Annotated in this window: 14 protein-coding genes; 3 read left to right on the top strand and 11 right to left on the bottom strand. The window is 47.1% G+C overall.

Features of this window, described 5'->3' with window-relative positions:
* Positions 1–13 precede the first annotated feature (13 nt).
* The 10 genes from JT717_RS04035 to JT717_RS03990 all read right to left on the bottom strand — a co-directional run bounded on the left by JT717_RS04035 (position 14) and on the right by JT717_RS03990 (position 20040).
* Positions 14–1345, bottom strand: coding sequence for a LamG-like jellyroll fold domain-containing protein (locus tag JT717_RS04035; protein WP_205508887.1), 1332 nt, complete (start codon positions 1343–1345; stop codon positions 14–16).
* Between the two features lie 141 nt (positions 1346–1486).
* Positions 1487–3304 carry a RagB/SusD family nutrient uptake outer membrane protein gene (locus tag JT717_RS04030; protein ID WP_205508886.1) on the bottom strand — a complete coding sequence of 606 codons (1818 nt, stop codon included), beginning with the start codon at positions 3302–3304 and terminating at the stop codon, positions 1487–1489.
* Between the two features lie 33 nt (positions 3305–3337).
* Positions 3338–6814: a TonB-dependent receptor gene (locus tag JT717_RS04025; RefSeq protein ID WP_205508885.1), complete on the bottom strand. Its 3477-nt coding sequence runs from the start codon at positions 6812–6814 to the stop codon at positions 3338–3340.
* A gap of 528 nt (positions 6815–7342) precedes the next feature.
* A complete protein-coding gene (locus JT717_RS04020) occupies positions 7343–8575 on the bottom strand; it encodes a FecR family protein (protein ID WP_205508884.1) in 1233 nt (410 codons plus the stop codon).
* Between the two features lie 209 nt (positions 8576–8784).
* Positions 8785–9378: an RNA polymerase sigma factor gene (locus tag JT717_RS04015; RefSeq protein WP_205508883.1), complete on the bottom strand. Its 594-nt coding sequence runs from the start codon at positions 9376–9378 to the stop codon at positions 8785–8787.
* Between the two features lie 207 nt (positions 9379–9585).
* Positions 9586–14760, bottom strand: coding sequence for a carbohydrate-binding protein (locus JT717_RS04010; protein WP_205508882.1), 5175 nt, complete (start codon positions 14758–14760; stop codon positions 9586–9588).
* A gap of 225 nt (positions 14761–14985) precedes the next feature.
* Positions 14986–16296 carry a FecR family protein gene (locus JT717_RS04005; protein ID WP_205508881.1) on the bottom strand — a complete coding sequence of 437 codons (1311 nt, stop codon included), beginning with the start codon at positions 16294–16296 and terminating at the stop codon, positions 14986–14988.
* Between the two features lie 400 nt (positions 16297–16696).
* Positions 16697–17290 carry an RNA polymerase sigma factor gene (locus JT717_RS04000; RefSeq protein WP_205508880.1) on the bottom strand — a complete coding sequence of 198 codons (594 nt, stop codon included), beginning with the start codon at positions 17288–17290 and terminating at the stop codon, positions 16697–16699.
* 307 nt (positions 17291–17597) lie between these two features.
* Positions 17598–18872, bottom strand: a complete 1275-nt coding sequence (locus JT717_RS03995; RefSeq protein WP_205508879.1) for a hemolysin family protein — start codon at positions 18870–18872, stop codon at positions 17598–17600.
* A gap of 205 nt (positions 18873–19077) precedes the next feature.
* Positions 19078–20040 (bottom strand): DUF1259 domain-containing protein, encoded by a 963-nt coding sequence (locus JT717_RS03990; RefSeq protein ID WP_205508878.1) that lies wholly within the window; start codon positions 20038–20040, stop codon positions 19078–19080.
* Between the two features lie 415 nt (positions 20041–20455).
* Here JT717_RS03990 and JT717_RS03985 point away from each other — a divergent pair, with 415 nt between their 5' ends.
* The 3 genes from JT717_RS03985 to corA all read left to right on the top strand — a co-directional run bounded on the left by JT717_RS03985 (position 20456) and on the right by corA (position 23272).
* On the top strand, positions 20456–21616 hold the full coding sequence (locus JT717_RS03985; RefSeq protein WP_205508877.1) for a zinc-dependent alcohol dehydrogenase: 1161 nt from the start codon (positions 20456–20458) through the stop codon (positions 21614–21616).
* A gap of 10 nt (positions 21617–21626) precedes the next feature.
* On the top strand, positions 21627–22151 hold the full coding sequence (locus JT717_RS03980; RefSeq protein WP_240347800.1) for a hypothetical protein: 525 nt from the start codon (positions 21627–21629) through the stop codon (positions 22149–22151).
* Positions 22152–22297: 146 nt separating this feature from the next.
* Positions 22298–23272: a magnesium/cobalt transporter CorA gene (corA, locus tag JT717_RS03975; protein ID WP_205508876.1), complete on the top strand. Its 975-nt coding sequence runs from the start codon at positions 22298–22300 to the stop codon at positions 23270–23272.
* A 70-nt stretch (positions 23273–23342) separates the two neighbouring features.
* Here the strand turns inward: corA and JT717_RS03970 are convergent, their stop codons facing one another.
* On the bottom strand, positions 23343–25163 hold the full coding sequence (locus tag JT717_RS03970; RefSeq protein WP_205508875.1) for a RagB/SusD family nutrient uptake outer membrane protein: 1821 nt from the start codon (positions 25161–25163) through the stop codon (positions 23343–23345).

The following is a 25163-nucleotide window of genomic DNA, read 5'->3' as shown; positions in this document are numbered from 1 at the left end:
ATGATTGTTGGTACTATCTGTTCTTATAATAATTGGCGAATACCTGGTCTGCATTCAATGCCTGGTTGAAGATCTCAAACTCATCAATCAGTCCGCCGAATGCCGGTTCGTTCAACACCCCATTGGTGGGTGCGCCGATATAGACTTTATTATGATTGAACAGCGTTGGACTGGCCGCGTTATCCAATACGATGCTACCTGTTAGTGTGCCGTTTATATAAACTTTCAATACATGATCTGCAGTAGATATTGTCATGGCCACGTGGCTCCAGTCATTCTTCTTGAGTTCTTTGTCGGCCTTTGCATCGAAAGCTTTGAAGGCAGTGAACTCAGGAATCTTTTCAAAGATCAGGCGGCCAACCATATTCGGGCCCTGGTTTGCCTGCATCCTGGTCATTAAAGCGGTACGAAGACCCCGCGCCTGGCCAAAATCAAAAATAGGCTCCTGGAACCAGCTGGAGTCAGGATGATCTTTGGAACCCCAGTTTACCCAGGCGGTTACCGTAAGCTCTGGATACTTACTGATCTGTGGCGGACATGCGATGAACTGGCTATTGGTCGCTTTTCTGTTACCGCTACCAGCCAGTTTTACGGCTTGTCCCTTTTTACCAGCGGCCCAGGCTATGGGTTTGGCGGTACCGTCTGTTGCGGAATAGGTATATGTTGCGGAGGCGCCGCCCATATTGTCCTTCAGGTCGCCTTCGAATGAAAGCCAGTAAATGGGATCAGGCACTGTAGCAACGGCTCTTACTACGGGTCCGGCAACCGGATAGTCATTAACGGCCACCTTAATATTGCCTGATGAAAATCCTACGGGTAGAGCCACCTTCAACAAGGTATCGCTGATCTCAGTGATCGTACCGGTGGTACCGTTAAAATCAACTTTTACTTTTGCCAGGTCTGTTCCAAAACCAGTTCCTGTTATTTCAACTATTTCACCGGGTAAGCCAATATCCCTGCTGGCTGTTTTTACGACGGGATATGGAACTACCGTGAATGCACCTACAGAGTCAACGGTGTGATTCCATACCTGTAAACTTACTTTACCACTAATAGCGTTAGCAGGCACTTTTACCACAATTCTGCCGTCTGCACAGGATCTTACCGTATCTGCCGGAATACCATTGAAAAAAACCTTTACCGCATTTTTATAATCCCCAAAACTGGAGCCGTCGATCGTCACTTCCGCAAAATTTGCGTAACCTCTTTCCGGGAACATGCCTGTTGGTTCCGGGGCAGGATATGTATAGGATTTGATCTCTGGTCCTTTCGTACAGCCTGCATAGATAGCTGCTGCCGCTAAAACCGCAGGCACGAACTTCCAATTTCTTATAAACGATTTCATATTGTAAGGAATTAAAACAGTTTTTCAAAACAGCCGGTTGGCAATAGGCAATCGACATCAATTTGCTATCTCCCGATTGGATAGGAGCAACAAATTGTTTTTTGCTCCTCTCTGTATGTCAACTGCCTATTGTCAACTGCTTTAATATTCATTATTTTGAACGAGGTTTGGATTTAACTGGATCTGCCGCAATGGTATCGGATACAAATAATGCATTCTTTTAAAGTTGCGATTAGAGCCTGCATCCAGTAATATTGCTTTCAGATCGCCAAATTTTGTAGGCACACTGGTTTCAGCCACGCCACCGTTTTCGTAATTCTTTTGAATATACAGGCTTGTGGTGCTATCGACCCCGGGGTTGACCTTCGAACTCACCTTGAAATCTGTTTCATAAGAAGCACCGCCCACGATCATTCCACAAACATCCTGGTTCAACTGGCGCTCTGCAATGCCCCAGCGTTTCAGATCATCATAACGGAAGCATTCTCCATATAATTCAACGGTTCTTTCTCTTCTGATCTCATCCAGCATGTTCAGTCCATTGTCATTCACCAGTGCATTGGTCAGTGGCGCAATGCCTGCCCTTGCTCTTAAGAGATTGATGGAGCTGTTCAGTTCTGCATCGCTGATGGCGCCGTTCTTTTCCATCAATGCTTCTGCATAGATCAGGTATACTTCGGCCAGGCGGATCTGTGGGTAATCCTGTGATTCCTGGTTCATGGCCCGGTAAGTAGGATATCGGTAAGCTGAAAATTTGTAATTGGTATAGCCGAGCCTACCGTCCAGTTTAATATCGCCTTCGCCGGGAACGCTTCCGCTTCCCAATGCATAACTCAGCATGCGGTAGTCGCGGTTCGCGTATTCGTCGGCCACATTGTGATAGCCCATAAACCTGGCTGATTTGCTCACCGGTAATCCGTCTGTGCACAGGTACATATCCATCATCTTGCGGTTGGGCAGCATACGTGTTTGCACGGTATGCGACAGGTTAATACTTCCCGGGCGCAGGTTAAGGTCGTACATGCTTTTAAGGATAAACTCTGTGTTGGTGGTTTTATCCAGGCCGGCGGGGTTTCCGCCTGTACCATCGATATTGAAGAGGTAATAGTTGCTGCGATTGGCCATGGAATTATTAGCGTTATAGTTCCATAACTTATAACCGCCATTCAGCATTACATCTTTTGCCAGGCTAACCGCTTCGGTTAAAAAGCTGTTCACCTGGTCAGTGGCCGGACCGGCAGAACCTTCAAAATCTGTGCTGGTGCCGGTGTATTTGCGCCAGGTAGCTTCGTATAATAATACCCGTGCTTTAAATGCTTCGGCTGCCCATTTGCTTACATGGCCTTTTTCACTGGCAGGAATTGCCTGCTCGGTAGGAAGACCAGCAATGGCATCTGTTAGGTCGGCCAGGATCTGGTCAACCACTTCATAGCGGCTGTTGCGGGGCGCCATCAATTCAGCGCCACCCACATCGGGTACTGTTGTAATGACCGGCACACCGCCGAAGCGTTTTAACAGGAAGAAATATTGCCATGCCCGGAAGAATTTGGCAGCGGCTACATACTGTTTTATTTCGTCCTTTTTACCGGGATAGGATTCCGCTTTTTTAAGAACGATATTAATACTTCTGATATATGCATAAGGATTGTTCCAGTATTTATCATCGAGCGGTACATTGATGGCGCCACGGCCATATTTACCCTGGCCATCCTGGCCTACATAGCCCGAGATGTCGGAACCAAAATCCATGAAATCATAGATACTGCTACCATCGATCGGCTCCCAGCTGATCATTTTTTCATAAAAATCGTTGGTAGCAAATTTAAACTGATCGGGAGTGGTAAAATAGCTTGCTTCATTCAACCTGTCGAGGGGCTTCAGATCGAGAAAGTTTTTCGTGCAGGCAGCGGCGCCTAAGATCATACCGCCGATAACTGCAGGAACTATAAAGTTTTTCATTTGTAGAATTTTTACGCGCATCAGATATTAGGATTATAAACCAAGGTTAACGCCAAAGGACCAGGTTCTCATGAACGGATAACCATTCAATTGGGAATCCCTGCCCTGCTCCGGATCGAATCCGTCTTTAATAGATGTCAATTCAAACAGGTCGTTACCTGAAAAATAAACCCGTACTCTTTCCAGTTTCACTCTTGCAATTATTGATTGTGGCAGGGTATAACCTATGATCAAAGACTTCAAACGCACATAGCGGTTGTTCTGCAACATGAAATCGTTGTTCAGGTAATTCCATCTTGACCGTACTTTATTGGTCGTCAGCCTGGGGTATTTCGCGCCGGTATTTTCGGGCGTCCAGGTGTTGCCAAGGAATGACACGTTCAGGTTCGTATATCCATCCCAGAACGGATAAGCGAGTGCGCCGCTGCGCTGCACATATTGTTCACCCACGCCTTGCAGAAAGGCAGAAAAATCAATATTTCTCCAGTTAGCTCCGAGCGTAATGCCGAAGGTATAGTGTGGGGCCGCATCGCCTTTATATTCCACGTCTTTCTGGTCGATGATCTGGTCGCCGTTCAGATCGCGTTTCCTGGTATCACCGGGGCGAAGTCTTTCTTCATCAGCTGTTGCCGGAATTTCACCCTGTGCAACGGCTGTATACCTGTTGTAATAGAGATCAACCATTTTCTGATCGGTTAAAAAGCCCCTGGTAGAATACATGAACCAGGAATTGAGCGGGCGGCCTTCAACGGCCGTTACCAACCCCGGATTTGCAGCGACTGCACCATCCAGGGCTACCAGTTTATTGCGGCTGTCAGATACGTTTACAGAAACATTATAGCTGAAATCGCCGATCTTGTCGCGCCAGCCCAGCATGGCTTCCCAACCTTTTACGTCGAGCACACCATTATTGGTCTGAGGTGCTTGTCCACCCAGGATGGAAGGATAAACGATATTGATCAACATGCCATCATTCCTTTTCTTGTATACATCGAAGCGGCCGGTCAGCTTGTTGCCATACATAATAAGGTCGATACCAACGTTGGCCATATTCACGCGCTCCCAGGTACGGTCGTTGCTGGTAAGACCATTGCGGCTTAAGCGGGCGGCTGTTTGATTTTGCGCCAGGCTGCCGAAGATGGTAGTACCCATGAGAATGTCGGAAATATAATCGTAGTCGCCAATGTTAACGTTGTTACCCATTACACCATAGCCACCACGGATCTTCAGGTAGTTCAGTTCGGGGATGTCGAGGTCTTTGATGAAGTTCTCATTGGTCACCACCCAGCCTGCTGACACATCATAAAAATTTGACCATTTATTACCAGGTGCAAAACGCGAAGAACCATCGCGGCGTCCCAGCAACTCCACCAGGTATTTACCCCTGAAAGAATAGTTTATCCGGCTGATATAGGAATACAATCCCCATTGATTGCGGCCGCCTCTGCCTTCTACATAATCGGTGGGGGCAACATTCAGGTCGTACACACCATTATTCATGATGTTGGTACGGTATGCATACAAACTCTTATAATCGTTCTTCTCTGCATTTATGCCGGCCATAGCTACGATGCGATGACCACCAAATGACCGGGTGTAACGCAATAATCCTGTATAGTTCTGATATAAGGTATTGTCTGATTGTGCCCTGATGTCTGATTCAGGATTGATCTTTTTCTCCGCGAGTGTTCCATCCCATTGGTAGAGGGGAACGGTAAGGCGGTAGTTATCCATGCGATACTGGTTCACCTGGAAAGAAGCGGTACCTTCCAGCTCAAGTCCTTTCAACAGCTCGGCGGTACCTTTGATATCGGCGCGTACAAGGTCGTTGCCACGGATATCCCTTCCGCCATCCATGGTAGCTGCGGTAGAGTTCCTGTCACCTGCTGAACCAAAGTTTGCATACCACTGGCCGAATGGATTTTTGGCGGGGAATAAAGCAGGGTCCCATGCGATCAGCTCGAAACGCATACTGCTCGATGGAGCAGAGGTGATATCTTTCTGATAAGTAACACCTGTTTGCAGCTTTACTTTTTCCGCCAGTTTATAATCGTAGTTCAGGCGCAGGTTGTATTGTTTACGGCCATCGTAAGCCGTTGCCAGGGGTGCCCGGTTATCGGCATAAGCAGCCGACAAGCGATAGGCGGTTTTGTCGCTTGAGCCGGAAATGCTCAGGCTATGCTGCTGCGACAGGCGCGTAGCAAACAGCTCATCGTACCGGTTGGCATTACCAATGAAAATATCGCCCCACATAGAAGTTGAATAAATGCCTTCGTACCCTTCCTGCATTTTCTTCAGGTTATCCATCGACTGCCATCCCCAGTAATCGGGCTTTGGCTCTGCACGCAGGGCTTCTATCCACATGGTTGCATACTCCTGCATGTTTGCAGTAGGGGTTTTAATACCTAAAGTATTGATGCGGGCATTGTAATTATAGTCGATCCTGATCTTGCCCTTACCCCGTTTGGTTGTTACCAGGATAACACCATTTGCAGCACGGCTACCGAAGATAGCGGCCATACCATCTTTCAACAGGTTCACCGATTCAATATCATCGGGGTTCATGGTATAGAACATATTGTTGTCGGCAACAGGTATTCCATCGATAACGATCAGGGGAGAACCGCCGTTCACAGAAGTAACGCCACGGATCTGCATATTCAACTCTTCATTGCCCGGGCGGGAAGATGTTCTGGTGATCACCAGGCCTGGCGTGCTACCCTGCAGGGCCAGCGCCGGATTGGTTACCGCTCTGCTGTCAAAGATCCGGTTGTTCACGGGTTCCAGCGCACCGGTAACCGTTGCTTTCTTTGAAGTACCATAACCTACTACTACCTGCTCTTCCATGGGGGCCTGTGTAGTCGTTAATTTTATTACAAGCTCGGTCTGGTTACCAACAGGTACCAGTTTATCATCGCAACCTACATAGGATACTACCAGGATGGAACCGGGACCTTCTACCAGCATGGTAAAACTTCCATCGGCTTTGGTCATTACTGCATTGCCTTTTCCTTTTTCGCCTACGTTGGCATTGGCCAGCGGCTGACCGGTTTCTGATAATACCCGCCCCGTGATCTTAATGGGCGGAAAATTCAGCCGCACCGGTTTCTCAACGGTTACTGTGGGGGCCGGCGGGCGAACAACCACTGTTTCTTTTACCACCACTATGTTGTTATTGATAATGGTGTATGACAGCGGCTGGTTTCTGAAGCAATGATCCAGCACCTGCTGAACCGATGCGTTCTTTACGTTTATATTCACCTTGCCGGCCTTTTGTAATAATACTTCCCGGTAAACAAAGGTGTAACCCGTTTGCTTTTTGATCTCTTTAAAAACCTGCTTTAATGAAATGTTCTCACCCGACATGGTAACCTTTTGGGCATACACGCCTGCCGTGAGATGCAAACAGGTGGCTAATAGAAAAATGGTTAGGTAATTCATCAGGATCAGTTCTTTTCGCCCCACCTTAATTTTCCGCAAATAGCGGTGGAGGCAATGAATTAAATACATAAATTTGGATTTACCCCTGACCTTGCGGTCAGGGTGTTGGGGTTAAACAATAAGGATATCAGCATCTTCTATTGCCTTAACCTGAATTCAACAGAACCGCACCGATCGCCTTCGGGGCGGTTTTTTTTATTCAGGCTGTTTACGCTTAAGGCTCATTGCATAAGGCATAAGGCCAGCGTCATAAGTATGCGTTGCGCTTTTACGTGCACACATGGTATGCCCCCACTGATCTGTTGCTAACAATCATCAGTTTTATAAACGCAGAGTTTAGATCAAAGCTGCCTTGCGCTTTTAGCATTCAGCATTCAGCATGCTGCCTTCAGCGTTCAATATTTTCTATATGGATCGTTCTGTGGCTGCAAAAGAATTGAAATGGTTGCAGCCTGGCATGAGTAAAGTCGTTTGAATGATGTACCCAGTGAACGGGTACCTGCTCCATGGTAATAATAGAGCCTTTTTGGTTTAGATGTACAGTCCCTGTTCTGGCTAACAGGGATGGCCTCAAATAGGATATGCATATAAATGGGGTTATTTTACAATGACCTTTTTTCCCTGGATGTTGAATTTCGCACTGCCTGACTCCTCCAGGATCTTTAACACGTCTGATAACCTGGTGTTCCTTGAAATTTCAACAAAGAGCGGATCGTTTTTCACTGAGGCGCCCTGGTACACTACCTCTACATCATACCATCTGGCCAACTGGCGCATAACCGTACTTACATCGGCATTCTCAAAGTGAAATAATCCGTTTTTCCAAGCAACCACATCGTCAACATCTGTTTTACGAACCTGGATCCGGTTGTTTCGGGATGGTTTCGTTTTTTCTGATCCTGCTGGTATCACTGCCTGTTCTCCCGGTTGTAATATGGCGGCCTGGTCATTTTCTGCCGACTCTTTCCTGACCGGCCTTCCATTCATCACCTTCACTTTTCCTTCCAGCAAAGTTGTTTTAATGGCGCTTTCGTCATTGTATGCATTTACATTAAAATGCGTTCCTAACACTTCTACCCGGCCTCCTGCAGCCCCCCCTTTAGTGGGGAGGATGTCTACAATAAAGGGCATTTTCTTATTATGCGCTACTTCAAAATAGACCTCGCCGGTAATTTGCACTTTCCTTTCATTTCCCCGGAAAGTAATGGGATAATGAATGGAAGATTCGGCATTCAGCCACACTTTGGTACCATCGGGCAAAGCCAGTTGGTATTGTCCGCTACGCGGTGTGGCCAGTGTGTTCCAGGACAATGGTCCTTCGCCGTTCCTGCTATCATTTGGCGTATACACCAGTTGCCCTTCTTCTGGCTTCAGCACTTCTGCATTATCCTGTTTTGCTATCATCCCGTTTGCAGCATCATCAAGATCAATGCTTGTGCCATCTGCCAGGGTAAGCACCGCTTTATTGGTTCCCGGCGCCACATCATTTACCAGTACATCTGTCTTTGCAATTTTTGATGCAGCCCGTTGCTTATTTATTAAATAATAGCCGGTTCCCGATACAATGATCAGTACGGCGGCTGCCGTCCACCAGGTTCTGCCACGCAATCGCCGTACAGGCGCATGCGACATTGCTTCCCCAGCTTCGATGCTTTGGAGCAGGTTTGCTTCCATATTCTTCTGCACATATTCCTTCTCTTCTTCCGACCATGACAGATCTCCGGTGCTGATCAACTCCTGATACCAGGCATCAATAAGCTGCTTTTCAGCTTCGGAACTTTCTCCGCTGCTGTATCTTCTCAAAAGATCTGTTGCCAGTTGTTCATTCATAAGCGAGCATTAAAAAATTCAGGCAACGTATATACTGTCCGGTGAAGATCTCCGAGGGGGTATAAAAATCTAAATTTTTTTTCCCGGGATCTTTTTTCGGTTTCCGGATACAGGTATACCCTTACCTACATCAGGTAACAAACAAACAATTCGTTCACTCACATATATAAAATGTGAAATATAATTCAACGATCTTCAGGCCGCGCCCCTTACCTCAACCATTGTATCAGCAGCACTGCCAGGGTAGTAGCATTATGGCTTATTGCTGTTTTAATAATTTGTAAAGCATGCTGAATATGCTTTTTAACGGTTTCATCCGAAATGCCGAGGCGCTCGGCAATTTCTTTATGGCTGAGATGATGCTTACGGCTGAGCTGGTATACCTCCCGCATTTTTTGCGGCATTTGTTCAACGGCCGACTGAATGAGGGATTGCAGCTCTTTTATTTGTAATTGTGATTCTGCATCGGGAGGTTGATAATGGACAAGCATCTCAGTTATCAGTACCAGGTAATCACGCCGGGTAATATTCTTTTCAATATACTTGATGACACTGTATTTAACACTGGTTTGCAGGTAAGCGGCCAGGGAGCCGGTTATCCTGAGGTCGTGACGGCGATTCCAGATCGATAAGAAAATATCCTGAACCAGGTCGGCAGCATCTGTTTTTGAACGAAGCGCTTTTGCAGCAGTTGTAAATAGTGACTGCCAGTAACGGCGATAGAGCAAGGTGAATGCATCTTTGTCTCCATCGGCTACCTGCGAGAGTAATAGTTCATCCGTATGTATTACTACTGCTTCCAATAAGGACTTCTACTTAGGCGCGTAAAAGTAATACAAAAACTAATAATAGGTAACGCTGTAAAAAGATTATGATGGAGATAATACTGATTCATCTGCCGCACAACGTCGAGGCTGCTGGCTTTATTATTACCGATGCGCGCTTAAATAAAAAAAAAAGTGCCATCCGCCGGGAGCGAATGGCACTTTTAATGTTAGCACAACATTTTATTACAACACGATCAGTTTGGTAATATAAATGCCATTTATTTTCAGCACATAAATTCCGGGTTTTACTTTCCTGTCGAGCTGAACCTGAATAGTACCGTTATTATTAGATAACGTGTTCTGATATACTACTCTGCCGAACAGGTCGGTAAGCGTAACCTGGATGTCTTTGCCGATCAGGTAATCAGGGGTTTTTACATAGAAACGGTCGCCCAGTACGGGGTTGGGATAAGCAACCACATCTTCGATGGCATCACCGTCATTGCAATAGCCCAGCTTGTCACCATGTTTTAAATGCACGGCTACTGCTGAAGCTGAAATACAGTCGCTTTTGCCGTTGTGACAGATCACCACTTTATCGTCGCGGTTACCACATTGTACATTTACTTTTTTGATGCTGATAGACGCAGTTGTCTGGCACCCTTTGGCATCAGTGATCTGTACAGTATAGGTACCGGCATTGGAAACAGTAGTGGATGCACCTGTTTGGTTATTGCTCCATGTATAGGTATATGGCGCAGAACCGCCAACAGGTTTAGCTGTGAGGGTCAGTGATGTAGGTCCATACCCAATATAAATGGTATTCTTTTCAACACCTGTTCCGCTCACCGCATATACATCGGGAATAGTGGCTGTTAACTGTACCGGGTTGGTATCATCGCAATCTGAACTGTTTGCTACACCGCAGGCAACGAGGGTAGTACTACCCAGGCCATCGCCATCGGTATCGGCATACATCAGTTTAGCGTCATCGCAGTCTGTATTGTTCGTTGCATAACCAACAGGAGCGGTGGAAGTACACAGCATGGCTGTAGCAGCAGCACCAAAACCATCGTGGTCGGCATCAATGTAATACAATAAAGGATGCTGAACAGCTGCATCATTGTCGTTACAGTCGCTGTTGCTGGTTGAATAACCTGCAGGTGTCTCGTTCTGTGCAAATAATACGGCAGCGCCGGCGCCGGCACCATCAGCGTCTGCATCGGTATAGAACGCTTTGTTGATGGTCAGTTGTTGAGAAACGGTATCGGCATTCAGGTAATACACATCACCAGCTGCAGTGGCACTGATAGTAACGATACCGGCTGATACAACCTGTATTTTACCATCTACAATTTTAGCAATGGTGGTATCGGAACTGGTATATTGTACGGGTAACTGTGAACTGCTGGTAGCGCCTGCTTCAAAGTCAGCGGCATCTATCATTACCGGTTCCATGGCATCGAAATGGATGGTTTGGGTTCCGGCGTTCAACAAATTAAACACAGGGAAATTATTAACACCAATATAGCTTACCTGCCAGTTGTTATCTGCGGCAGCCTGTGGAATGCTCAGGGTATCGAGCACAGTGCCTGCTGAAGCCAAACGCATGGCAGCGGCGGCATCACATTGTGCATTGGCATCGGCCGTATTGTAACCGAACGTAAGATCGGTGGCAGTGGCGCTGGCCGGTTGAATGCTCCAGCTTCTGTTGATGGCATTGTTTGCATATTGCTGCCCAACTTCCAGTTCACCTTCTTTTACATTCGCAGTGAATACCGCAGTAGTTGCCGGTTTCAGGGTTACGGGGTTGTAGCTGCTCGCGGTTCCGATCCATAACGGCGTAGCCACATTGGCATTCACCTTTTGGATCAGCCTGCCGCTTTGGTTCTCGCCTTTGAAGGCAAACCATTGTGTGGGTGCACCACCGCCTACGAATTTAATGCCGGTTGGTTTTGCACTATAAGAACCGGTTGAAATGATGGTAATGCTGGTAACCACACCGTTGGTAAGGTTTGCCACGGCATAAGTGGGCGCCAGATTATTCGACAATGTACCGCCGGTGAAAACGACAGCCGGAGCCGTTGCATAACCAGCACCACCGTTCCCTGCAAACGCATAGGTGCCTGGTACCGGGTTATTACCGTTAAAGGTTACACCACCCAGACCGGTTGCCACAGCGGCAGTACCGCTGAAATCACTGGTGTTGATACTTTGTCCGGCGCTGGCTGTGTTCAGGTTCAGGGCATCGGATGAACCATCGATAATACCGGTGTCGCCTACATGAACGCTGATCTTTTGGGTTGGCATAAAACGGAACAGGCGGACGGTAGCGCCCAGCTTTAATTTTCCGTTTACGTTTACGATCACCTCGTTGTTAGAACTGTTCTGATTGGTTGCCAGGTTGAACTGGGCTGCAGAACAATCGAGCGTACCATTGATATTATAGGTCATGACACCACCGGTATTTGTATAACCAGCCAGCCCATAACCAGAACTGTACCAGCCATGGAATGAACCGCGCTCCCCATCACCATTTATCTTCACCGTTTTACCGGCATTGATAGTAAGTGTTTTGGCGCCCGAGCCATTATTACCATTCTGTAAGGTAAGGCTGCTTACCGTAGTACCTGCGTAGTTACGCACTTCCATATCGATATCGATCACAATATTCTGATTGGAGCTCTGGTTGCCATTGGGTGAGAAACGGGCAATGTTCATAACGCCATTTCCGGTGAAGGTAGTTGTTCCTGTACCGGCCACAAACACGCGGATGCCCGAACCGATAGCAGTAACCGCAGAACCTGCGGGCGCACCAAGGCGGCCATTGATAGAAAGCGTGGTAGCTTTATTGGTAACAAGACTGAACACGCTTCCTGCTGGTGCTGTTGTAGCTGCCAGCACCCCGGTACCGGTGATTGAAAATTCATTCACCGTAAGCGTATTTGACATGGTATGGGTACCATCAATTACATACAGGCTTGAAACAGTAAGGGCAACCTGCTGTAACAGGGTGCCTCCATTGTATACTGTGCAATTTTTTGCATTGCCGGCCGCACCGGCCAGGGTGACCGTGTGCCCTTCGAGGATATGAACATTCGTATTGCTCGTGGGCGCTGTGGTGGTAGTGCTGCTGTAGCCCCCATTTCCATCGGCAATTCTCCAGGTGCCGCCATTCCAGTTCATGTTACCCGATGATACATAATCACCGGCCGCAATGCCTGTAATGGTAAGTGTTTGTGAAACGTTGGCGGCTGCTGCATACGCATCGTTACCTTCCTGGGAAGCGGTAATGGTAACCACCCCTGAACCTACGATGCGAATTTTATTATCAACGATCGTAGCCACATTCGGATTGGAACTGGTATAAGTAACAGGTAATCCTGAGCTGGCTGCAGCACCTGCATCAAAATCGGCATCGCCTAATTTTTTGGTAGGCAGGGTACCGAAACTGATCGTTTGATTTTCCAGGCTTCCTACAAAACTCAGGGAGAAGCTATTGATAGAAAAAGCATTGCTGGCCCCTGTGATAAGAACGCGCATGCTTTGTACACCGGCCTGCAGGGTGAAGGCAGAGCCTACTGTGATCTCGCGCCAATCCTGTGCGCCGTTGGAATAAACCGTTCCGAAAGGCACATTGAACTGGCCGGTTCTGTCAATTCCATCAAACTCCACTTTAAGCGCGCCATTCGCAGCAACGGCTGCATACCGCATTTTTAATTTATAGGTACCTGCGGCAGGCACAGCCACGGTGTAGTTGATCCATTCGCCATTCTCGAGGCTGGTTACATCATAACCACCTTCTGAACAGGTCTCAATATCCACTGCTTCTGCAGTTCTGTACTGACCGCCTGTATTGGCAGCGGTTTTATCATTGTATGTTTTGCCTTGTCCAGCAAGTACAAAGTGGTCAAAATTTTCCGCTTCGATCTTACCGGGCACCACATTCATTTTGTACACGGGTTTGCCGTTTACGAACTCAACCGGGTCGCCAGGACAATTAGCAGGCCTGCGGAAGGTTAAACCACCCCAGCCGGGAAAATCAACCTGGAATCCCTGTCCTTCCAAACCAGTTTCCCGGGTTGAAATGTCGAACACCCGTTGCAACCATTTATATCGGTCGGGGTTCAGCCCAACGCGGTCACGGTAGTGCGCGAGCGCCATTTCATGGAAAGGATATTCACTGAATTTGAAGTTGGTTCCGCGCAGCAGTTTGGTAAACTCCTTTTCTGAGTATGGATTTATTTTCTTGGAGAACCAGCGGCCGGTGCGATCGCGCCGTTGAATGAACTGGCCATTTTCTACAGTGGGTTCCCACGGTGTTGGCTGATCGGGGAAAGAATAGTTCAGCGATGCATTGTAACGCATGCCAAATTCTATACCCAGTAACGGACGGTAATCGAGGAAACTGTACATATCATCGCCCTGGTTCCAGGCTATTTCACACATGGTGTTTATGATAGACACGCCACTGATGGTATGTGACTGATCCCTGGATGCCTCCTGGCACTGACCGTTCTCCCAAATATAATTGGCGATAGGTTCATTATAGCCATAATCGGGCGTAGTGCCAACGGTTGAACTTAATGTATACTCATCGTAGTAGTCGTAAGTAGCCGAGGGGTTCGCTGAGGTTGAGCGCGGCCCTGAAGGATAAGGCAGATCATCGGGACGATGCGGCAACCCCATCATGTAGCGGAGTGCGCGGTCATACATGATCTCGTTATCCAAAAAAATACCCATGGCCATAATGCCGCGCATGGCAAAAATACCCTGGTTGCCATGGCGACCGGGATCGCCGTTATACATATACCAGTAAAAGGTGGCATCTTCTGCATTGATCGCGGCTGTTGGTTCTACAGTGGTAGAATAACCGGGATACACCAGCATCGCCTTGAATTTGTTGATGTCGCCCTGCGACCAGCCGTTGTAGGTGCTTTTAATGATCTCGGCGCCTTCCAGCATTTTCCAGATCACCCGGCCGGCGTCCAAAGCCTTGGTACCAGCAGATGAAATGTGGGTGAGGTTTGACCATGCGTTGAAAATTTGTACGCTTTTCAATGCATGCCTTTCATCACCGGTAATATACCACATGATGGCGTTGTAATAGGCAGCCAATGCATCGTACTTGAATTTTTCGTAATTGTAACCGGCTTCAGCAGCTGGTTCTACGAGCCGGGTAACACCGGGGTTACCCTGTACTACATAGTTGTAACTGGCGTACGGGTTTTGTGACAAGTTCTGGAAAGATGTTTTCCAGGGATCGCGGCCTGCCTGCACCATATATTTCATACGCTCCAGGTCAGATTTCTTATGGCTGATACCAGGGTGCGCAAACGTGCGCTGGGCAGAAGCCGTTTGATCAAATGCAATCATCAGCAGCAATACGACCGACAGCGTTTGCATGACGATTTTCATCTTTAACCATCTATACAAAGCATGGTACGGAAAAGCTTGTGTAAAGATTTTCATGGATAATTTGACTGTTTAAATTAGGGTAATCGAACTACGGATGGGTACCCGGCATTGAAATGCTATAGCGCCGGGTCAGGGTTTGGTTGTTTTAATTGTTACAGGTTTTTCATATAAATCAGTTTAAATGTTGAATAAATACAGTTTAGGGTTGTTGTAATAGCTATAGGTTTACTGTACAATGATCTTTTTGCCTTCGATGGTGAACCGGGCGCCGCCTGCCAGGTTAAGTACTTTCAATACATCTGACAGATTTGTATGGCGCGATACTTCGAAGAACAAAGGATCGTTCTCCCGGAGATCCGTTTTATACACTACTTCAACATCGTACCAGCGCGAGAGCTGCCGCATTACGGTTTGGATCTCGGCCTTTTCGAAATGGAACATGCCGTTCTTCCAGGCCATTACATCATTTACATTTACCGGCTTCACCTGCACACCATCGTTATCGCGCTTATTTGCCTGGCTGCCACGAATGGTTGCCTGCTCGCCGGGATTTAAGACAGCCGAAGCACCTTCTGCCTGGGCCTTGTTGCCTTTTGCGGTAGTTTCATGGGTTGCGGCTGTAGCTTTAACGATCTTAACCTTTCCTTCGAGGAGGGTGGTTTTAACTGCTTCTTCATCATCATACGCATTTATGTTAAAATGAGTTCCCAATACCTGCACCTGTCCCAGATGGCCACGCGCCGAGCGGATATCTACAAGGAATGGCACCCGCTTTCCATCTTTAGCTGTTACCTGTTTGGCTACTTCAAAATAAGCTTCACCGGTAACCTGCACTTTTCTTTCCTTCGCATTGAATGCAGTTGGATAAGTAATAGAGGAAGCGGCATTCAGCCATACTTTACTTCCATCGGGTAATACAATTCTGTATTCACCGCCTTTAGGGGTGCTCAGCGTATTATAAGCGAGGGCGGCGTTGCCATTCTCAGCGGCAGCATTTGATTGTTCCGCTGCCTTCTCGTATTTCAGTTGACCATTCTTCAGCTTTACCACATTGGCATTGCCTTCACGGGCAAGGATCCCGTTCTCCTGGTTATCGAGCACAATGGTAGCGCCATTACCAAGGGTCAACAGGGCTTTATTGCCACCGGGCGCTACGTCATTTTTTATCAATTGATCGGTTGTCGCCAATGGCGTATTTGAGGTACGAGACAGCCACAACCAACCTGCGGTGCTTACCAGTAAAAGGATCACGGCCGCCGCTGCGATGCGGGCAAAAGGCAAACGGCGTACCGGTGTGGTTTCCATGGTAACAACCGGCGTTTCATCGGCTTCGAAGATCGATTGTAAGATGGCCTGGGCGGTGGTATCAGGCATCTGGTGTTTTACTGGTCGTTCCGTTATCATTTTTTCGATCAGTAACTGCACGGCTTCGTCGTTACCGCTCTCCTGCAACAAGCGCATTAGTTCCTCTTTTTCCTCCGGTGTACAGGTCTTGTTCGCATACCTGTTCAGTAAATATTCCAGCGATGAAGCCATAAACGATACTTAGTTCTTTTGAAAGTTTTTGCACATTAGGTTCTACTACAATAGAGACTGCTGTACAAAGCTGTTTGGGTGAGTGGGGGGCAAAATTTTTTTTAAGATTTCTGATTCCGGGGGTTTTGGGATTTGCTCAATTTTAGGCTTTCCGGGAAATTGAAAGCGTCAATGCGCTGATTTTTAGATTTCTGGATATGGAGATTTTGGGATTTTGAGATTTTGGGATTTTGGGATTTATTCATGGTCGAACTTTTCGATTCCTTAAGAATTCACGAGATGCCGAAATCAGAAATCGGGCCCAGAAACAAGAAATCAGAAATCAGGAAATCGCGAAATCAAGAAATCGGAATTCAATAAATCCCGAAATCAGAAATCGGAAATCAGAAATCGGAATCTTTTAGTAGTGGCGGATGAGAATGATCAAAGCAATAGACACGTCGAGGCGGGTGAGACAATAGGTGCGGATGCTGCGCATCGCCTGCGCCAGGTGTGATTTTACGGTCTCGGCCGACAATTGAAGCGCGGCGGCGGCTTCTTCTCTTTTCAGTCCTTCTTTTTTGATGAGGTTGTACACCTGTTTTTGTTGTTCGGGCAGGCGGTCGATGGCAGCCTGCAGGATCCGGGTGTATTCCTTGTTAAGCACCCGGTCTTCCGTATCGTGATGATAGAAGGGTGTTCCCTCCATAGCATTTACTTCTATGGATTCTTTGCGGGCAATGCGTTTCAACGCAGTGAACACATAATTGCGGGTGATGGTGAACAGGTAAGCCCTGAAATGGGTCACTTCGGGAAGCGTATCTCTTTTCACCCAAACTTTGAGAAACACATCCTGTACGATTTCTTCTGCTACGCCCGTGGAATCCGTTAACTCGTATGCAATGGAGTAAATTTTATGGCGGTAATTATTGTAGATCTCTGTAAAGGCATTTTTATTACCCTCAGCCACCAGCTTCAGTAATTCAATCTCATTGTATGCAGGTTGGGATGACAAGGGTTTTTTAAGCGTTAAAATTACAGGTAAATAAGTTTAGCATTCGAAAAAACAACGGAGCTAAACTACGGCGTTTCACGTATTATAAAAATAAATTTTTGTGTTCAGGGGAAACTTAGCGGTTAACCTGTTAAATCTGAAACGGTTGGAAAGCCAATGGGCAAGCGCCATCTGCAATTGCCAATCAAAGCCTTCCTTCTTTCATCGCTCCCTGGCTCTGCTCCTTTATTTTTCCGTTTCCTGCCTTTATCAACCTTATAATTGAAGTTAACTTTTCAGTTCCTCAGCCCTTTCACTCATCAACAACTTACTTTCTCCTGATCAGGATCTTGTCGATCTTCGGTCCATCGAGGTCCATGATCTCAAATTCAAAATCATTCCAGGTGATCAGTTCCCCGGTTTTGGGAATATAACCGGTAGTGTGCAGGATCAAACCGGCAATCGTATTATATTCACCTTCTTCCAGCTCAAGGTGCTGCATCTTGAAATAATTCAGGAATTCGAAGAAGGGATAACCGCCATCGGCCAGCCAGCTATTCTCGTCTCTTTGTACGATCTGGTATTCGTGCTGATTATATTCCGTAACATCACCAATGAGGGCGTCGAGAATATCATCCATGCTCACCATACCATTTACCGTTCCGTATTCATCGAGCACAAAAGCATAGTGGATCTTGCTTTCCTTAAACCTTTCCAATACTTTATAGGCAGGCGCTGTTTCAGGCACCATCACCGGCAGCCGCAAAAAATCAGCCAGGTCAAAAGCCGTCGTGCTGAAATCCTTTGGAAAAATATCTTTCACTGATACCACCCCCACCAGGTTGTCATTTGTTTGTTTATATACCGGGTACACGGAATGCGCTTCTGATTGCGCTTTTGCCTTAATGGTGTTCAGGTCGTCTGTAAGATCAAAGCATAAAAGATCGCCGCGGTGGGTCATTAACTCACTTACTTTTCTATCGCCCAATGCAAATACACGGTGCACAATGGTTTGTTCGATCTGCTGAATTTCACCGCTCTCCGCACTTTCCATGACCATCGCTTTTATCTCTTCTTCACTCACAATTGCTTCTTTCCGGTTCATCAAACCAAAGATGCCCAGGAAGAGATCATTTGTTTTGGTAAGCAGCCAGATGAATGGTTTGGTAATGATCGAAATGATGGTCATGGGAGTAGCCACAATCGAAGCAATTGTTTCCGGGAACATCAGTCCTACCCTTTTGGGGATGAGTTCGCCAAATACAATGGAAAAGAAAGTAACGATGATCACGATAATGGCTACTGAAACGCTTTCCGAATAGGGCTGCAGCCAGCTAACTTTTTCAATGGAAGCCCGCAGTTCATCCTGGATCCGCTCGCCGCTGAAAATACCGGTAAGAATACCAATCAGTGTAATACCAATTTGAACCGCTGATAAAAAGGTATTGGGGTTATTTGCGAGTTCCAGCGCTTTCCGGGCGTTTGTATTTCCCTTTTTTGCGGCATGCTCCAGTTTAAATTTCCGCGACGAGACCAGGGCAATTTCACTCATGGAGAAAATTCCATTTAACAGGATCAGCAGCAGGATAATAAAGACTTCCATATTATATAAGTTAAAAAGACATGGCTTTCCATGCCATGGCTTTTATGAATCAGTTGGGGTATGGTGATGATACAGGTTTATTTCATGTTGGCTGGCGCAAAAATCAGCGGGAAAGCTAATATACTTCCAGAGGTGGAGTAGCTGCAAATATCCGAAATTCAGCGTAACTGACCGGAAAACAATATAAATGCGGCTTTGTATGTAATTAATGAGCAGCGCCTTTCCCGGTTTCATCGAGGGCAGACCTCAAACCTTTTGCCATTTGCCTGGCGTCGCCAACGCCCCAGTAATGCAGGAAGAATATGCGGGGTTCTTCATGTACCATGTGATTGTGCACAGATACAACCTCCAAGCCATGTATGGTCAATTGTTTGATCACCGGCGCCACTTCATTTTCCAGCATGGCAAAATCGCCGGCGACTGCGGCTCTATCCATGGTGCCCTGCCAGGCAGCCCAGGTATTGAATCCCATAAAGCTGCTAACTGGTATGCCGTGTTCTACCAACTGCACATCAGGCCGTGCAATGGTATATTTATATACGCCTTTATTCAATTCTCCTTTATGTCCCAGTATACCATCCAGTGCAGCCATATCAAGAGTATTTTTCACACTGTCGGCCCTGGCCTCCTGCGGATTGCCGCCCCGCACCTCGTTTATTTTATTGAGGATCGCTTTAATACCAGTGGCTACCGTTGTTAGATCGGCTGTACGGTCAATATGCATATACATAACATTGGGCCGGTTGCGCACAAAATGGTTATGGATAGCCGTAATACTAAATCCCTGGTTGATCACTTCCTGCTGCAACCATTTGAGATCGATCTCTGTAAGTACAAGATCGCCCATCGCCATCACACTGTCGCCACAAGGGGTAAATGCCACCCAGCTCGACAATCCCATCGGTGGAATGATCTTAAACCCGTCGACCATCATATTAAGATCATTCTGCGGAACAGTGATCTTGTACTCACCATTTTTTTCAACGCCTTTGCGGCCGGTGATCGCTTCGATTTTGGCAATATCGAGCTTTGTATCCGGCGGGCAGGCAATAACGTTGTTCTTCCCGCCAGTGGCTGTATCAGCGGTATTGGCTTCGCCCGCACCGGTCAACTGATTACAGGCTATAAAAAAGAAAGGAGCGCTCAGTAATACAAAAAGGCGTTTCATAATTATTGATTTAACAACCAATTGTGTAGCTAAACTATACAATTTATAGAAACGCCGGCGGCAAATTTTATTGTATAAGCCCGGCTTTTCGCGGCTCGGCCGCTTTTATTTAGAGGGTTTATGGTAAAATGATCCTTCCAATAGCATCGTCCTGCTGCAGGGAGTCGGCAGACACATAGCATTTTTGCGCATATCTTATTGGTATCGAGTTCGGTATCGGAGGTGTAAACACTGATGTCGTTATTTTAATTGTGCGGACATATTTTCTCACCCCCCTTCTATCAGCGCTATGCCAATGGAAAGAAAGGGTTTGCATAAGCTGGCATGTTTATTTTGGCCTGGATATGAACACCACCTTCACGCATTCTTCCTTGTAGCAGTGTAACTAAAATTACTCATTATTAAACGAACCTTTATGTTAGCAATGAACTTCAGGGGGCCGTTCAGGATACGTGCTGACCGCCACCGGCCTGAACCTGTTATTGAGCATCCTTTTGATGCTATCGTGCGAGTGACCCGTTCCCTGATCTGCGGTTCAGACCTGCATTTGTATCATGGTATGGTTCCCGATACAAGGGTAGGTATGACCTTCGGGCATGAATTTACCGGCATTGTAGAGGAAGTTGGATCGGGTGTTCAAAAATTAAAAGTGGGCGACCATGTGCTGGTTCCCTTTAATATTGCCTGTGGTACCTGCCCGTTCTGTAAACAGGAATTATATGGCAATTGCCACGAGTCGAACCCGGAAGCAACGGCCTCCAGCGGCTTTTTCGGTTATGCGCATATCGGCGGCGGATATGATGGCGGGCAGGCGGAATTTGTTCGGGTACCCTATGCCGATGTAGGCCCGATGGTCATTCCGTCTGGCATGGATATCGAAGATGCTGTCATGCTTACCGATGTAACACCTACCGGTTATCAGGCCGCAGAAATGGGCGGTATTCAAAAAGGAGATACGGTTGTCGTTTTTGGCGCAGGTCCCGTGGGCATCATGTCGGCCCGCTGCGCCTGGCTTTTTGGGGCCGGACGCGTTATCATTATCGATCACCTGGAATACCGGCTGGAATTTGCCCGGCAATATGCTTATTGTGAAGCATATAATTTTAAAGAAATGGACGACCCGGTGCTCTTTATAAAAAAGACCACCGACTGGCTGGGCGCCGATGTATGTATTGATGCCGTAGGCTGCGATGCTACCGGAAGCAAAATGCAGAACATCACCGGCAAACAATTATTATTACAGGCCGGCAACGCAACTGCGCTTCACTGGGCCATCAATTCGGTAAAAAAAGGCGGTATTGTTTCTATTATTGGCGTGTATGGGCCACCGTGGAACCTGGTGCCTATCGGCAGCGTGATGAATAAAGGCATTACCATCCGCGCCAACCAGGCTTCCGTTAAACGCCTGCTTCCAAAACTGATCGACCACGTGATGGCTGGCCGCCTGAATCCGAAAGGCCTGATATCACATAGGTTCCCGCTCGAATATGTATCCGATGCATATCGGATGTTCTCTGCCAAACTCGATAATATTATAAAACCGCTGCTGATACCTCCATCTGCAGTTTCTATTTAAAAAGTGTGTTATGGAAAACATGATAAATCCTGAAATGGATCGAAAAATAGCCAATGAACCCAAAAACATTCCCGGATGGGGTATGGATGCTGATCCTGAAAACGATCCAACCTATCCGATGAAACACCGGACAGGCGCCGACCATGAACGCATTCATTATGAAAAGGCGCCCCAGCAACCTGTTAATATCGAGATCTATCATTCTAATGAACGGCCAGGCCTTAGCCGGGTTTTCGGCACTTCTACCCCACCCGCCGGCTTAAGCGGACTTATTCGCAAACAGGCATTTAAATACAGTGAAGGCCAGGCGGCGCACTGGATGATGTTAATGCTGGCCGACCGGGTTGATGTAGTACAGGGCATTGTAGAAGACCTGCGGCATGGTATAATACCCAATTTTTTTGCTGAAGCCGGTTGGGGGGCCGAATGGAAATACAATCGCAAAAAACTGGTCACCCGGGTGGCGGTAAAAGTGATCGTCATTTCCCTGGTTGCCATGTGGCTGACACGAAGAAAAAAAAGCAGGATGGCATAAGCCTCGAATAACGCATAATCTTCAATTGACATCTTTTCAAAAAAGCCCTTTGGCCAGCCCGGGGGCTTTTTGCTGTAAGGCCGTTTATGTTATTTTCACGAACTTTCAGGAGCATTGCTTATAGCCAACCTGAAAAAATTGCCCGCATGAAAGAGATTGTCAATTGTGCTGCCTATGCAGGCGGCCACCGTGTTGCCGATGTAGAGCTCAAGGATATTCATGAAATATTAAAAGATAACAACCAGTTCGTATGGATAGGCCTGTATGAACCCTCCGAAGAATTACTGGCACAGGTACAGGATGAATTCGGATTGCACGACTTGGCGGTGGAAGATGCGCACCGCGCCCATCAACGGCCCAAAATAGAATTGTATGGCGATTCGCTGTTCATCGTTCTTCGAACCGTACAAATGGTATCCCATGGTCCCATTCACTTTGGTGAGACCCATTTTTTTGTCGGGTCCAATTTTATTGTGGTTGTACGGCATGGTTCCTCGGTAACGTATACAGATGTACGGCACCGTTGTGAAGCCATGCCTGAATTGTTGAGCAAAGGCCAGGGCTTTGTATTATATGCTATTATGGACTTTATCGTAGACCGGTATTTCCCGGTGGTACAGGAACTGGAACTATCGCTGGAAAGCATCGAAGACAAAGTATTCAAAGAAAACCCCAGCCGCGAGACCACCGAACAAATTTATATGTTGAAGAAAGACCTGCTGGAAGTGAAACGCGCCGTATCGCCGCTCATCGATATCTGCAACCGCCTCATGCGATTTGATATCAAATTCATTTCTCCCGAAACACAACCTTATTTTCGTGATATCTACGACCATGCACTGCGCATAAACGAAATGGTTGATAATACCCGCGAATTATTAAATACTGCATTGGATGCCAATTTCTCACTGATCTCCATTTCACAAAACGATACATCGCGGAAGTTTGCGGGCTGGGCGGCGATCATTGCAGTGCCCACCATGGTGGCCGGTTTTTATGGCATGAACTTTAAAGTTATGCCGGAGCTGGAATGGACCTACGGTTATCCCTTGGTAGTGCTGTTTACCGTTTGTGTGTGCGTGATCGTGTATTATTTCTTCCGCCGCTCGGGTTGGTTATAAGTAACTAAAAAAAAATCCCGCCCTGTTGGGCGGGAACAATGTTTCATTGAGACGGGAGGGTACAAAACCTTTAATACATCGGATGCTGCTGCCCGGCCAAACCGGGATTGTTATCGATGGTGGTTGTATTCAAGGGTAATAATTCTACTTTATTTTTTTCAAGTCCTCTGAAGATGGCTATCACCCAGGGCTGGGTTGCTGCCAGGGCCTGACCGCCATGGGGCGCTACATTGCTATGCATTTCAAGCAGGGTGTAACCGTTTGCTGTTAACTGGGCTTTTTCGGCAGCAGTGGGGGCTGCCTTATAGCCAATGAAAGGAATGCCTACGACAGGATCTTCCCATGCAGAAGCAGAGTCGAGCTTGTAGGCCCTGAACCGGTCGATATTGGCGTAGTTACCTGTTTTGTTAGCCATATCGATCAGGTTTTGTTTTGCTTTCGTTAATGCTTCGAATTGAATGCCCCAGCGCACCAGGTCGGTTCTGCGCCAGCCTTCAAATGCCAGTTCCAGCTTACGTTCTTTGATAATGGCATCGCGAAACTCCTGGTAGGTAGACGGGGTAATCCCTATTTTGCTGGCATCACCGCCATAACCACGCTTCCGCACCTGCTCAAAGGCGGCTTTGGCTGCACCGGTTGGACCGTTGTTCAATTCGTTCTGCGCTTCGGCATACATCAACAATACATCAGAATACCGCAGCCAGGGCCAGTTAATATCGCGTTTGTTGATAGCGGTTCCGGCATCTTTTTTCCAGGTAACGCGGAATTTACCGATGCGGTTACTGCCATAAGGATTCATCTGGCGCTTATTAGTGGCTGTAATACCATAGGTACAAATAGATACATCCCGGCGCAGATCACCGTCTTCAAAGTCGAATAACAAGGTAGGCATCGCAGCCATTAAGGGTTCCGCTTTACCATACCTGGAATTGGTATGAGCAGCCATACCATTTGTATAGCCGATGGCAGAGCCGTTCACATTGGTACCATACTGGCCATATTCAAGCATCGATTCTTTATTATACCTGCCATTTACTAGATCACGAAACACAGTTTCATATTTATCCAACAGTCCGTTCTCTCCTTTTTGCATGATGGCTTGGCAGGCATCAGATGCAATTTGATACAGTTCGCGAATGCGGGTGGTATTAGACTGCTGCGCCAGCCTGACAGAACCAGGGGAATAAGAGCTCAGATCCCAGCGCAAGGAATAACCTGCTGCATACAAGGCGACCCGGGCCAAAATGCCATACGCTGCATTTTTGCTGAAGCGCTCAGGAGTCGGTATCATGCCTTCACTTTTCCAGGGTAAGAGCTCGATGGCTTTTTGCAGATCGGCCACACAACCATCATAAATGGTATCGCGGCTAACGCGCGAAGAAGTAAATGTGCCTGCATCCTGTACCGGAATAGTAGGGTACGGAACATCGCCAAAGAAGCGAACCACATTCAGAAAACTCATGGCCCGCAATGCATACGATTCCCCCAGCAACATGTCGATCTTTTTTTGTTCAGCGTCTGTAGCGCCCTGCATGGCACTCAGGTTCTTGATACAAACATTGGCATATTCAATGGCCCTGTACATGGCCGTATAGGTATCGGTAGGTGTGATATCAGGCGAATACACATAGTTAGCGAACCTGTTCTTCGAGTTTGTTTCACCCTCGGTTGAAATACATTCATCGGTACCCATACCGAACTGATAATATATTTCCCGGTTGAAGCTAAGGCCATAGATGCCCAGTACGACCATCTCGGCTTTATCAACGGTCTGGAAAGTACTTTCGCTATCGAACTTGGATTCCGATGGCATGGTGAGCCATTTCTTACAGGAGCTGAGGCTAAGCGCTGTTAAAGCTACTATTGATATCTTATATATGATATTTTTCAT

Origin of the sequence: Longitalea arenae (genome assembly GCF_016924755.1) — a bacterium.
Classification (GTDB): domain Bacteria; phylum Bacteroidota; class Bacteroidia; order Chitinophagales; family Chitinophagaceae; genus Niastella; species Niastella arenae.
This window is presented reverse-complemented; position numbering and strand designations above follow the sequence as displayed.

What these genes read in the sequence shown, in the direction of transcription:
- JT717_RS03980 (WP_240347800.1), top strand. Translation starts at nt 21,627, where the DNA reads ATGGAAAACATGATAAATCCTGAAATGGATCGAAAAATAGCCAATGAA.
- JT717_RS04035 (WP_205508887.1), bottom strand. Translation starts at nt 1,345, where the DNA reads ATGAAATCGTTTATAAGAAATTGGAAGTTCGTGCCTGCGGTTTTAGCG.
- JT717_RS03990 (WP_205508878.1), bottom strand. Translation starts at nt 20,040, where the DNA reads ATGAAACGCCTTTTTGTATTACTGAGCGCTCCTTTCTTTTTTATAGCC.
- JT717_RS04025 (WP_205508885.1), bottom strand. Translation starts at nt 6,814, where the DNA reads ATGTATTTAATTCATTGCCTCCACCGCTATTTGCGGAAAATTAAGGTG.
- JT717_RS03995 (WP_205508879.1), bottom strand. Translation starts at nt 18,872, where the DNA reads ATGGAAGTCTTTATTATCCTGCTGCTGATCCTGTTAAATGGAATTTTC.
- JT717_RS03985 (WP_205508877.1), top strand. Translation starts at nt 20,456, where the DNA reads ATGTTAGCAATGAACTTCAGGGGGCCGTTCAGGATACGTGCTGACCGC.
- JT717_RS03970 (WP_205508875.1), bottom strand. Translation starts at nt 25,163, where the DNA reads ATGAAAAATATCATATATAAGATATCAATAGTAGCTTTAACAGCGCTT.
- corA (WP_205508876.1), top strand. Translation starts at nt 22,298, where the DNA reads ATGAAAGAGATTGTCAATTGTGCTGCCTATGCAGGCGGCCACCGTGTT.
- JT717_RS04010 (WP_205508882.1), bottom strand. Translation starts at nt 14,760, where the DNA reads ATGAAAATCGTCATGCAAACGCTGTCGGTCGTATTGCTGCTGATGATT.
- JT717_RS04030 (WP_205508886.1), bottom strand. Translation starts at nt 3,304, where the DNA reads ATGAAAAACTTTATAGTTCCTGCAGTTATCGGCGGTATGATCTTAGGC.
- JT717_RS04005 (WP_205508881.1), bottom strand. Translation starts at nt 16,296, where the DNA reads ATGGCTTCATCGCTGGAATATTTACTGAACAGGTATGCGAACAAGACC.
- JT717_RS04020 (WP_205508884.1), bottom strand. Translation starts at nt 8,575, where the DNA reads ATGAATGAACAACTGGCAACAGATCTTTTGAGAAGATACAGCAGCGGA.